The organism is Brevibacillus sp. NSP2.1, assembly GCF_000470975.2.
Taxonomy (GTDB): Bacteria; Bacillota; Bacilli; order Brevibacillales; family Brevibacillaceae; genus Brevibacillus; species Brevibacillus agri.
Genome location: NZ_CP048274.1, coordinates 374,311 through 386,953 on the forward strand (window position 1 = coordinate 374,311; position 12,643 = coordinate 386,953).

9 protein-coding genes and 1 riboswitch are annotated in these 12,643 nt (G+C 52.3%); of the genes, 8 read left to right on the top strand and 1 reads right to left on the bottom strand.

Features of this window, described 5'->3' with window-relative positions; translation table 11 throughout:
• Nucleotides 1-69 precede the first annotated feature (69 nt).
• The 8 genes from M655_RS01880 to cshA all read left to right on the top strand — a co-directional run bounded on the left by M655_RS01880 (nucleotide 70) and on the right by cshA (nucleotide 11,263).
• Entirely contained in the window at nucleotides 70-1,140 is a 1,071-nt protein-coding gene (locus M655_RS01880; RefSeq protein ID WP_005835150.1) for a TRAP transporter substrate-binding protein, read from the top strand.
• Between the two features lie 63 nt (nucleotides 1,141-1,203).
• On the top strand, nucleotides 1,204-1,671 hold the full coding sequence (locus M655_RS01885; RefSeq protein WP_005835149.1) for a TRAP transporter small permease: 468 nt from the start codon (nucleotides 1,204-1,206) through the stop codon (nucleotides 1,669-1,671).
• 6 nt (nucleotides 1,672-1,677) lie between these two features.
• On the top strand, nucleotides 1,678-2,952 hold the full coding sequence (locus M655_RS01890; RefSeq protein WP_005835148.1) for a TRAP transporter large permease: 1,275 nt from the start codon (nucleotides 1,678-1,680) through the stop codon (nucleotides 2,950-2,952).
• 17 nt (nucleotides 2,953-2,969) lie between these two features.
• Nucleotides 2,970-4,334 (top strand): FAD-binding oxidoreductase, encoded by a 1,365-nt coding sequence (locus tag M655_RS01895; protein ID WP_007779314.1) that lies wholly within the window; start codon nucleotides 2,970-2,972, stop codon nucleotides 4,332-4,334.
• 138 nt (nucleotides 4,335-4,472) lie between these two features.
• Entirely contained in the window at nucleotides 4,473-6,101 is a 1,629-nt protein-coding gene (locus tag M655_RS01900; RefSeq protein WP_007779317.1) for a formate--tetrahydrofolate ligase, read from the top strand.
• A 214-nt stretch (nucleotides 6,102-6,315) separates the two neighbouring features.
• Nucleotides 6,316-6,415, top strand: a riboswitch (cyclic di-GMP riboswitch).
• 73 nt (nucleotides 6,416-6,488) lie between these two features.
• Nucleotides 6,489-8,462 carry a methyl-accepting chemotaxis protein gene (locus tag M655_RS01905; RefSeq protein ID WP_026557604.1) on the top strand — a complete coding sequence of 658 codons (1,974 nt, stop codon included), beginning with the start codon at nucleotides 6,489-6,491 and terminating at the stop codon, nucleotides 8,460-8,462.
• A 122-nt stretch (nucleotides 8,463-8,584) separates the two neighbouring features.
• Nucleotides 8,585-9,442, top strand: coding sequence for a transporter substrate-binding domain-containing protein (locus M655_RS01910; protein ID WP_026557603.1), 858 nt, complete (start codon nucleotides 8,585-8,587; stop codon nucleotides 9,440-9,442).
• 309 nt (nucleotides 9,443-9,751) lie between these two features.
• Nucleotides 9,752-11,263 (top strand): degradosome RNA helicase CshA, encoded by a 1,512-nt coding sequence (gene cshA, locus M655_RS01915; protein ID WP_026557602.1) that lies wholly within the window; start codon nucleotides 9,752-9,754, stop codon nucleotides 11,261-11,263.
• Between the two features lie 98 nt (nucleotides 11,264-11,361).
• Here cshA and M655_RS01920 read toward each other — a convergent pair whose 3' ends face one another.
• Nucleotides 11,362-12,408 carry a GrpB family protein gene (locus M655_RS01920; RefSeq protein WP_025846879.1) on the bottom strand — a complete coding sequence of 349 codons (1,047 nt, stop codon included), beginning with the start codon at nucleotides 12,406-12,408 and terminating at the stop codon, nucleotides 11,362-11,364.
• Nucleotides 12,409-12,643 lie beyond the last annotated feature (235 nt).

The window sequence follows — 12,643 nt, forward strand, 5'->3', positions numbered from 1 at the left end:
AAATGAGCGGAATTTTCATATTATTAAATAAATTGAAAACAAACAAACACAAATAGGGGGTATTGCAACATGTCTCGAAAGAAGTGGAGTTTCGTGCTATCTGGCATCATGTCTGTTTCGTTATTACTGGCGGCATGCGGAGGCGGAGGCGGTCAACAGGCCGCCCAGCCTTCCGGACAAGGCGGGGGACAGCCAGCCGCGCAAACGGGAGCGCCGTCGAGCGACGGGCAAAGCTATGTCTTCAAGGCGGGGCACTCCTTGACCGAAGACCACCCGTACCATCTGGCGCTGAAAAAGATGGCCGAGGATGTAGACAAGCGTTCGAACGGAAAAGTGAAAATCGAGGTGTATCCATTGAGCCAACTCGGGGCCGAGCGGGAGCTGACAGAGGCACTGACGTTTGGAACGGCAGATATGTCGATTACGTCAACCGCGCCTGTCACGAATTTTTATGCCAAGCTGGGCGTGCTCGACCTGCCTTTCCTGTTTGAGAGCCGCGAGCAAGCGTACAAGGTGCTCGATGGAAAAGTCGGAGAAGAGATGCTGAAAAACTTGGAAAGCGCCAACCTCGTTGGCCTGGCTTGGGCTGAAAACGGTTTCCGCCACATCACGAACGGAACGAAAGACATCAAGAAGCCGGAGGACGTCTCCGGCATGAAGATTCGTACCCAGGAAAATCCGATTCACCTCGCTGCCTTCGAGACGCTGGGCGCCAAGCCGACGCCGATGGCATGGACAGAGGCGTTGACCGCTTTGCAGCAAGGAGTGGTAGACGCGCAGGAAAATCCGGCGATCGTCGCACAGACCTACAAGCTGTACGATTCGAAGCAAACGCACATGTCGCTGACCGGGCACGTGTACTCCGCGGCGATGATTTTGTTCAGCAAGCCGGTGTGGGACAAACTTCCCGCAGACGTTCAGCAACTGATTGCGGAAGAAGCGAAAAAAGCCGGGCAGTACGAGCGTGAGCTGATGATTAAGATGGAGGAAGAAGCGATTGCCAACCTCAAGGCAAAAGGGGTTGTCGTGACAGAGGACGTCGACAAGCAGGCTTTCCGCGAGGCCATGAAGCCTGTGTACGACAAGTTTTCCGACCAGTTTGGCAAAGAGCTGGTGGATGAAATCGTCAACACGAAATAAACGGCAAAAGGGAGAGGGGCCAGGCGGCTTTTCTCCCCCCTTTTCCACGAAAGGAGAAACTGTGTGAGCAATCTCATATCCAAACTAAACAGCGCTCTGCGTCTCGTCATTATTGCCTTGCTGGCCGTGATGGTCGTCGCCGTCTTCCTGCAAGTCCTTTTCCGCTTTTTCCTTGACCAGCCGCTGGCCTGGACAGAGGAGCTGGCGCGCTATCTTTTGATCTGGATTACTTTTCTCGGCTCCGCTTATGCCATGGCGATCAAGGCCCATATCGGTACCGAATACATCCAAAAGCATTTGTCGCCATTCATGAATAAGGTCGTGTTGATCGTGGCGGCTCTGTGCAGCCTTTTCTTTTTTCTCGTGATGGTTCAGCAAGGCTATCTGCTGTCTGCCAGAAGCATGGTTCAAAAATCACCCACCCTGCTCATTCCCATGGGCTATGTCTACATGGTGATACCTATCAGCGGTGTTCTGCTCATCATGAACGTGATTCATGTGACATGGAAAGACATTACCGGGAAGGAGTGAGCCATCGTGGGCACGATATTGTTTTTGACGCTGCTTGTGCTTTTAATCATTAACGTCCCGATTGCGGTTGCGTTGGGGCTGTCGGTAGTCGTGGCCTTTATAGTCGAAGGTAATATTCCGCTTTTGGTCGTCATTCAAAAAATGTTTAACGGAACTGATTCGTTCCCGCTCATGGCGATTCCGTTTTTTCTGCTGGCGGGCAAGCTGATGGAAACGGGCGGGATCTCGGCAAGGCTGATTCGCTTTGCCAATACGATCGTCGGCAATTTGCCCGGCGGACTGGCTATCGTGGCGGTTCTCGGGTGCACCTTTTTCGCCGCGATCTCGGGTTCGTCGGCTGCGACGACGGCTGCTGTAGGGGGCATTCTGATTCCGCACATGGTTAAAAAAGGGTACGATGTGCGCTTTTCCTCGGCGCTGCACGCAGCAGGCGGAACGATTGGCGTCATGATTCCTCCCAGCGTGCCGATGGTGCTGTACGGAGTGGCAGCGAGCACGTCGATTAACGATCTGTTCATCGCGGGCATCGGCCCGGGCATTCTTGTCGCGATCTCGCTCATCATCTACGCGTACTGGGTCAGCAAAAAGCAGGGCTGGGGCGGCGGTGAAAAGCATTCGGCAAAAGAAATCTGGCAGGCGTTCAAAGATGCGATTTTGGCGATTCTCATGCCAGTCATTATTCTGGGCGGGATTTACGGCGGCGTCTTTACATCGACGGAAGCTGCGGTCGTGGCGGTCGTGTACGGGCTTGTCGTCGGCCTGTTCGTTTACCGGGAAATCAAGTGGCGGGACCTGGGCGAAATTTTCAACAGCGCAGCCAGCATGACGGCTGTCATCATGCTGATTATTGCGACCGCCAACGCGTTCGGGTTTTTGATGACGAGAGAAAACATTCCCCAGGAGATCGCGCAGTTCATGCTGGGGATTACGGATAGCACGATCATTACGCTGTTGATTATCAATATACTGCTCCTGATTCTCGGTACGTTCATGGAGACGGCAGTGACCATCATTCTCCTGACCCCGATTCTGTTGCCGATCATTCACACACTGGGGATTGATCCCGTCCTGTTCGGCGTTATCATGGTCGTCAACTCGGCCATTGGCATGTTGACTCCTCCGGTCGGAATTAATCTGTTGGTAGCGGGAAATATTGCCAAGCTGTCGAATACAGAAATTGAGAAGGCAGCCATTCCGTTTCTGATCCTGTTGTGTGTAGATTTGATGCTGATTACGTACATTCCGGAAATCAGCCTGTTTCTCGTCAATCTGAGCAAGTAGCGAAGGAGAGAGTATGCGTGGACTATCAACAGCAATTAGTGAGTCTGCTAGGAGAAGACAGGGTGACGACCAACCCGACCGTTCTTGTGCACCACAGCCATGACGAATCGTATCACACGCCGCATTTGCCGGACGTAGTCGTGTTTCCGCAGACGGCGGCAGAGGTCAGCGCAATCCTGAAGCTGGCCAATGAAAAGCGGATTGCGGTGACGCCGTTTGGACTGGGGACCAGCCTGGAAGGGCACGCGATTCCGTACGCGGGTGGCATCAGCATGGACTTTTCGCTGATGAACCAGGTGCTGGAGGTGCGGCCGCAAGATTTTCTCGTGCGGGTGCAGCCAGGCGTGACGCGCACCCAGCTAAATCGCGAGCTGAAAAAGCACGGCTTGTTTTTTTCCGTGGACCCTGGGGCTGACGCGACGCTGGGCGGCATGGCGGCCACCAATGCGAGCGGAACGACCTCGGTACGCTACGGAGTGATGCGCGATCAGGTTCGCGATCTGGAAGTGGTGCTGGCCGATGGCCGTATCATCCATACGGGCAGCATGACAGCCAAGTCTTCGTCCGGGTATCACCTGACCGGAATGTTCGTCGGCTCGGAAGGGACATTGGGTGTGTTCACCGAGCTGACGCTGCGCGTGTACGGGATTCCGGAGGTGACGATGGCAGCGCGGGCCAGCTTCCCGACAGTTCAGGACGCGGTAGATACTGTCGTCGATATTCTCGGAGCCGGGATTCAGGTGGCGCGGATCGAACTGGTTGACGAGCGCTCCATTCGCCAGGTGAATTTGTACAAAGAGACGAGCTACCCGGAAAACCCGACGCTTTTTATCGAGTTTCACGGCAGCGAGCAGAGCTTGGCGCACGACATCGAGTTTGCCCAGACGATCGCGACCGAGCACGGCTGCACGCAGTTTTTGTTCGAGACCGATTCCAAGGCGCGGGCTGTGCTCTGGGATGCCCGCCACAATCTGGCCTACGCCTTCGTGCATAAGTCGCCAGGGAAAAAGATGATGGTGACAGACGTATGCGTGCCGTTTTCCGAACTGGCCGGAGCAGTGGTCGACGCCCGACAGGCTATTGACCGCTCGGGTCTGGACGGAGCCGTACTAGGGCATGTGGGCGACGGAAACTACCACGCGATTGTGATGATAGACGTCCATGATCCCGAGGAAATGGCGCGCGCCGAGGCGCTGAATGCGCATCTGGTAGAGTACGCGCTCGGCAGAGGCGGGACGTGCACCGGAGAGCACGGCGTCGGAGTCGGCAAGGTCAAATACCAGCGCAAGGAGCACGGAGCGGCGCTGGACGTGATGCGGTCGATGAAGCAAGTCCTCGATCCGAACGGCATTTTGAACCCGGGAAAAATATTCGACAAATAATGACAGCCTGCATTCTGAATGCGCAACAGAATGCAGGTTTTCTTTTTGCGAAAAGTGGAGCGCCGGAAAGGAGAACAAACTGCAATGTGGAATGTAGAAGATTGGTAAATAAACATTTCGCAAGGCAGGGAGGCAGGTATGAAGTCGATTGTTGAGATTGCCAAGGCAGCAGGTATCGATGAACAGGATCTGGAGCTTTACGGAAAGTATAAGGCAAAAATCTCTGATGAGCTGTGGGATAAAATAAAAGACCGACCTGATGGCAAGCTGATTCTCGTTACCGCGATGAATCCCAATCCGGCAGGAGCAGGCAAGACGCTGACCACGATTGGTTTGTCGCAGTCGCTCAATCTGCTTGGAAAAAGGACGATTGCAGCGCTCCGTGAGCCATCCCTTGGCCCGTGCATGGGGATAAAAGGAGGGGCTACCGGAAGCGGCAAGGCGCAAATCCTCCCTGCGGATGAAATCAATCTGCATTTTACTGGCGACATTCACGCCATTACCGCCGCGCACAATTTGCTTGCGGCGATGATCGACAACCATATTTTCCACGGCAATCCGCGGGGCATCAATCCGAAAAAAATCGTCTGGAAACGGGCGATGGACATGAACGACCGCGCGCTTAGAAATATCGTGGTCGGGCTGGGAGACGGCAACGGCATGACGCGCGAAGACGGCTTCATGATTACGACCGCATCGGAAATCATGGCGATTTTGTGCCTGAGCGAGAACCTCGCCGACTTGCGCGAGCGGCTGAACCACATCATCATCGGCTACGATTTTGAAGACAAGCCAGTCCGGGCGGAAGAAATCAATGCGGTCGAGGCGATGTGCGTACTGCTCAAGGAAGCGATCAAGCCAAACCTCGTGCAAACGATCGAGGGCACGCCAGTCATCGTCCACGGCGGTCCGTTTGCGAATATCGCGCACGGATGCAGCAGCGTGATCGGCACGAAGACAGCCTTGAAGCTGGCCGACTACGTCGTAACGGAAGCGGGCTTCGGCGCTGACCTGGGCGCGGAGAAGTTTTTTGACATCAAGTGCAGAAAAGCCGGGCTGACGCCATCGGCAGCAGTCGTGGTCATTACCGTGCGTTCCTTGAAGTACAACGCCGGAATCAAAGTGCCGGATTTGGCCGAAGAAAACCTCGCCGCATTGGAAAAAGGCTTCGCCAACGTGCGTCGCCATCTGGAAAACTTGCAGAAGTTCGGCGTGCCGGCGGTTGTAGCGATCAACCATTTTGCCACCGATACACAAGCGGAGATCGACGCAGTCATGGCGCTGTGCCAGGAGGCAGGTGCCGAGGCGGCGCTGTCCAAGGCGTGGGCAGAAGGCGGAGAAGGCGCAATCGAACTGGCGGAAAAAGTGACGCGCGCGGCAGAGCGCCCTGGGCAATTCCGCTTTTTGTACGAAGAAGACCTCGGCGTGAAGGAAAAGATTGAGACGGTGGTCAAAGAAATTTACCGCGGCTCCGGGGTAGTCTTTTCGCCGCTGGCGACAAAAACGATCCAGAAGGTAGAGGAAATGGGGCTGTCCCATCTGCCTGTGTGCATGGCGAAGACGCCGTACTCCTTTACAGATCGGGCCGATCAGCTTGGCGCCCCTGTCGGTTTTACCATTCAGGTGAGCGAAGTGCGGATTTCGGCAGGAGCAGGCTTCATCGTCGCCTTGACCGGAAGCCTGGTGACGATGCCGGGACTCCCGAAGAAACCTGCGGCCGAATCGCTGTATGTGGATGAGCACGGCCACGTGGAAGGGCTGAGCTAAACGAAGAAGTCAAAAGTGGACGACAGGCTGACACCAACAACAAGGTGTCAGCCTTTTTGCGATTTTTTCGCAATTATTTCGCAGAAAGTAGTTTACTTGTCAAACAATTTGGGTAAAGATTTTGTGTGGAAAAAAATCCAAGCCATTATTTTAAAGTTAACCCACATTTTTCCGATGTTGTGCTATAGTATTTTTATACAGATAAAACGACAAAAAATGACAAAGGCAAACCTGTTGAAAGGCAGGGACGCAAAGCCACGGGTCTAAGGCAAGCAGAGCGCATCTTCTGCTGCTACGATAGCCGGGTTGCCATGCCGTACACGTAAGAAGGCTGTCCGGGTGGCAGTCTTTTTTGTTGCCAAAAAAAGATAGGAGGTACAGCGTGAGATGGAATCCAGTTTGAAGAAAAAGCTGATCGTCGTCATGTGCCTGCTCTTGATTGTCAGCTTGGGTACGGTCTGCGGTGCCAGCTACTACAGCTCGTCGCAGTTGCTGTCGTCCAGCCTGGACAAAGAAGCGGAACTTACGGCCAGCAATCTTTCCATCAGAATCGACAGCTTTTTCCAAGAAAAAATCGGAATTGTTGAAACGATCGGAGAGATGATTTCCGCCGACAACAATTTCGACCATGACTTGAAGCTGATTCAGGAGGCGCAGAAGAAAAACCCCGAGTTTGAGACGTTTTTCTTTTCCTATGACCTGAGCGGCAAAAAAGTCATCAACTTCAAGGGCGAGGAGACGAACCCGTCTGATCGTCCGCATTTTCAGGAGGCAGGACGAGGCGAGGGGAAAATCATCGTTTCCGAGCCGGTCGTGTCGCAGCGGACAGGCAACTACATCGTGACGATCATCGTTCCGCTGATGAAGGACAATCGCCAATACGGCTATGTCGGTTCGACCATTCCGATCAACGAGATTCAGAAGACGGTTTCCGAGGAGAAGTTCGGACATAGTGGCTATGCCTTTTTGGTGAGCAAAAAAGGAACGTATATTTGGCATCCGAACAGCGAAGTCATTTTGAAGCAGTCGGTGCTCGACAGCAATATTCCTGAGTTGAAAACCGCCTTTGAAGCAACGGCACAAGGCGGCCGCGGAGTCATTCAATACGAAGAGGGACAAGCGGCGCAATTCGCCTCCTACGCTTCGACCAGATTGAACTGGGGAGTGTTCATCACTGCTCCGGCCAAAGACCTGCACGCTCCGGTCAACGAACTGTCGATCAAGCTGCTGGCTATTTCCTTGGTCGTTCTGGCGGTGGGCATCGTCTTCGTGTACTGGCTGTCGGTTCGCTTGGTTCGACCGATCCAGCGTCTGAACCAGGCCGTCAATGTCGTCGCCCAGGGCAATCTCACAGAGACGGTCACGGTGGCCGGAAAAGATGAGATCGCAGTGCTTTCCCGCGACTTCAACCAGACCGTCTCGCACTTGAAAGGCTTGATCGAAGGCGTGTCGCAATCGTCGGAGCAGGTGCTGCGCTTTACGCATGAAGTGTCGGCAGGAATTGAACACGCGACCGAAAACGTAAACCGGATCGGGACGTCAATCAACCAGATTGCCAGCGGGGCCGAGGCACAGGCTACCAGCTCCAAGGACGTCGCCTTGTCCATGAATGACATGGCGGCGGGGATTGTGAAAATTGCAGAGACATCCGCGCATGTGTCCGAAGCGGCGCGCGAGGCATCGGATCAGGCCGAGCAAGGCGCAGCAGTCGTTGAGCAGGCCGTCCGGCAAATGGGCAGCATCGGAGAGGGCACGACCAGAGCGGCTGAAGCCATTGAGCGCTTGAACAGCCGATCCAAGGAGATCGAAGGGATTCTCGATACGATCAGCCAGTTAACCTCGCAAATCAACCTGCTTGCGCTCAACGCGTCGATTGAGGCAGCGCGGGCTGGCGAGCACGGCCGCGGCTTTGCCGTCGTGGCGGGAGAAGTGAAAAATCTGGCGCATCAATCCGAGGAGTCGGCTGCGAAAATCGCGGCGCTGATCGGGGAAATCCAGCAGGATACCCGCCACGCGGTAGAAGTGATGAACACCGGCAATCGCGAGGCGCAGGAAGGCATTTCGATGATCGAAGAGGTGCGGGATATTTTCGCGCATATTTTGGAATCGTCGCGCAATGTTGCCGCCCATATTTTGGAGGTGTCGGCGGCATCGGAGGAAATGTCTGCAGGCTCTGAGCAGGTGAGCGCCTCGGTCGACGAAATGTACAACTTTGCCAAGCTTGCCTCGGAAGACGCGCAGAAGGTCGTGGAGGCCACGGCCGAACAGTTGCAAGCCATTCAGGACATTGCCCGTTCGGTCGAGCAGTTGAACACGGTCACGGAGGAGTTGCAGCAGGGCGTAGGCAAGTTCACCTTGTAAGACCTTGTAAGGCTAAAGCCCGTCCCTGGTTAAAGGGGGGATGCCATGTAAGGGATGAGACAGCTCGAAACAGCAGATGGGCATGAGACAGACTGATCGACAATCGGGAGGAGAAGAAACTAATGAAAAAGTGGACAAAAAGAATGATGGCGAGCGCGCTCGCTGCAACGATGCTGATGACTGGAACCGGAGCGTTTGCTGCTACTACAGGCGCGCAAACCGGGCAGACCGCAGCAGTGGAAGCGGTCAAAAAACAGGAAAACAAACAGTTTGAGTCCCGCCTCGACGAGATTATCGCACGGGGATACATTCTCGTGGGCACACCGGGCGACTACAAGCCGTTCACATATTTGAACCCGAAAACGAACGAATTTGAAGGCTACGACATCGACGCGATGAAAGAGTTTGCGAAAAGCCTTGGAGTAGAAGCGCGCTTCGTGCAAACATCCTGGCCGACGCTGATGGACGATCTGCTGGCGAACAAATTTGACATCGCGGTCGGCGGCGTGACCCGCAACACCGATCGCCAGAAAAAAGCGCACATGGGCGATCCGTACATCGAGTTCGGAAAAGCTCCGCTGATTCGCGTGCAGGACAAGGACAAGTACAAAAGCCTGGAAGACATCAACAAAAAAGAAGTGCGCATCGGCGTGAATCCGGGCGGTACCAACGAACAGTTCGTGCGCGACCATTTGAAAAACGCTACCGTTACTGTCGTGCAAAACAACCTGGACATCCCTGGCCTTGTCGCCAACGGCACATACGATGTGATGATTACCGACACGATCGAAGCCATGGTGTATTCCAAAGCCGATTCCCGCCTGTACGCGGCTCTGACGGACAAGCCGTTTACCCGCAGCGAAAAAGCGTACATGATTCCGCGCGGCGACTTTATTTTCGCCAGCTATCTCGATGTCTGGATGGACGAAATGAAGCTGCAAGGGAAATTCGACGAGCTGTTCCATAAATGGGTAAAATAATCGCGGTGCCGGGTATGAAAGCGCGATGACGGAAGAAAGCAGTCCTGTCTGGATGATCCGGGCAGGACTGCTTTTGTTTTTGCAGTTAACGGAGGTATGTTTCTGCGCCAATCTGTTGAGACTAGAGGAAAATGGGCACAAATGCCGTTTGCAATTTTACAGGATGCATGGTACGATTACAGCTATGTTCTTTGTAGGGTGCTTATGTACAATCGGAGATAAAAGGGCATGTTCCGGCTGTAAGGAATAGTGCCCTTTTTTAGTGAGGATTTTATAGAAGAAGGTAAAGTAAAAGGAGACTGACGTTCATTGACTACATTTTATGATTTTGGTTTGCATCATTCTGTTGTAAGAGCGCTTGGCAATATGGGATTCGAAGAGGCGACTGCGATTCAGGAGCAAACCGTTCCTGTTGCTCTGCAAGGCCGGGACTTGATCGGACAGGCGCAAACAGGTACAGGGAAAACGGCTGCATTCGGGATTCCGCTGGTGGAACGCCTCGATGAAAACAACGGCAACATTCAAGGGGTTGTCCTGACGCCGACTCGCGAGCTGGCTGTGCAGGTAGCAGAAGAAATCAACAAGATCGCCCAGTTCAAAAACATTTCCGCGCTGCCGATCTACGGCGGTCAAGACATTACCCGCCAGATCAAGGCGCTGAAAAAGCGTCCGCAAATCATCGTGGCAACGCCGGGCCGTTTTATGGACCATATGCGCAGAAGAACCATCCGCCTCGACGCGATCGAGATCGTCGTCCTGGACGAAGCGGATGAAATGCTGAACATGGGCTTCATTGATGACATCAAGGAAATTTTGCAAGAAGTGCCTGACAACCGTCAAACGTTGCTGTTCTCTGCGACTATGCCGAGAGCGATTCAGGAAATCGCGCAGCAGTTCATGACAGAGCCGGCACTGATTTCCGTCAAGCCGAAGGAAGTCACCGTTCCAAACATCGAACAGCAATATATGGAAGTTGCCGAAAAGCAAAAATTCGACGTGCTCTGCCGCTTGCTCGATATTCACTCGCCTGAGCTGGCGATTATTTTCGGGCGCACCAAGCGTCGTGTAGATGAGCTGTCGGAAGCGCTGACCAAGCGCGGCTACGGCGCTGAAGGAATCCACGGCGATTTGAACCAGGCAAAACGCGACAGCGTGCTGCGCAAGTTCAAGGAAGGCACGATCGAGGTGCTGGTGGCGACAGACGTTGCTGCCCGCGGTCTGGATATCAGCGGCGTAACGCACGTATTCAACTTCGACATTCCGCAAGACTCCGAGAGCTACGTTCACCGTATCGGCCGTACGGGTCGTGCCGGGAAAACAGGTCTGGCGATCACGTTTGTCACTTCCCGCGAAATCGACCATCTGCGTCTGATCGAGCGCGCGACAAACCGCCGCATGGAGCGCCGCTCGGTGCCGACGATGGCGGAAGCGTTGGAAGGCCAGCAGCGTTTGACCGTGGAGAAAATTTTGGAGGCGTCCGGCCGCGAAGACTTGAGCGCCTACAAAACATTGGCGGAGCAATTGCTGGAGGATATTGATTCTGTGACGCTCGTGTCTGCTGCCCTCAAGCTGCTGACCAAAGAGCCGGATATGACTCCGGTTCGCCTGACCGAAGAAGCGCCTCTGCGCGTAGGCAAGAAAAAGACGTTCCCGAAAGGAAAAGGCGGATACGGCTCTGGCTCCGGCTTCGGCGGCAAACGCCCACCTCGCCCGCGCAGCGGCGAGTTCCGTCCTCGCAGTGGCGATTCCCGCCCGCGCGGCGGCGAGTCCCGCTCCCGCAGCAGCGAGTCGGCAGGAAGACCGTATAACAAGCAGCGGTAAGCGCTGTGGATAAGAAAAGGGGCATCTCAAAGTCGAAATCTCGGCTTTTGAGACGGCCCCTTTTTACGTTTCCATTGAAGCCTGTATGGAATGGGTTGTTATCCATTATGTTTTAGTATACTCGTAATAAATTGATTTTTTTGCGTTTGATATTTTGCATAGCTAATATTACTAGCACTAATTTTCATTTCATTAAATTGTTTGGCTAATTGATCGTTTGAATTAATCAGATCTCTAAAATTTAATACAGACTCCCAAAATGAACTATTTATTGTGGTGATAAAGACATTATAATAGACCTCTTTGGGTGTAGCTTTTGTTAAGTAGAATATAGGCATTGGGCCTGGGAAATCTTCTGTACTGAAGTAGTCATGTTTCAGGTCGTCATAAACCATTTCTGCTGATAGGGATGTTTGAGTTCCAATGAGTATGTCAACAATTGGGCGAGAAGATACAGCTTGCATAGTAGTGCTTCCAATATGTTGAATTACTACACCCGGTTCAGTAATGATACTTTCCAAATATTCCCGTTCCTTATCAAACATTTTCATCCAATCGGTAGAATAATTGTATAAGAGGTCATTTACCTTTAGATTGCTTTGAGGATAATGGTAATACTTTTCGACAGGAGAAAAATTTTTCATATTGCCTTTTAAGCAGTTAATGAATTGGATGACATCATCGTAGGAATCGGTGCGCAATTGTTCTTTAATTCTACCAAAGAACAGGCTGGAACCATCAATTACTGCATGAATAAATTCTTCCTGGGAAGGAATAAAAGCTCGGTGAGTAATCTCTTGATTAGCAGTAACTGTTAAGCATAATGCATTCTCAGAGAGTGATTCCACAATGATTCTTTTATTAATCGAACCGATTAGCTTACTACCGTATCCAAATTTAATAAGTTTTTCAACGATCTCAAGTAATGTAATCCATAAGGCATCGACCCAGCCGTATAGTTGGGAGTTCAAAATTAGAGTATTGTCACATTTCATCAAAATGAAGCCTCTAATACCCACCCTTATATCGTTAATAAGGGTAAGCTCATCAGAATCAATATCAAAAAAGAATGTCCCAAGTTCATTTTCCGGTGGGAATCTGTCAAATTTTTTATCCGGATATTTGAGATAGGAAATTACCTCCATTAATATCCCCCCTATACAATCCAACAAGGAGGAGAATTGACTTTTCCTCCTTGTTATCATTTAGATCAAAAATCTTTTATTTCTTTGCTATTCAATTTTCGCAATGTTCCAGCCATCTGGATAGAAGGTGATTACCTTACCACCTTTTATTACAAGTTTATATTTTCTACCGTCACTACCAATAACACTAAATGCTTGTTCACCATTCTTAAATCCATCCTGAGAAATTTTACTT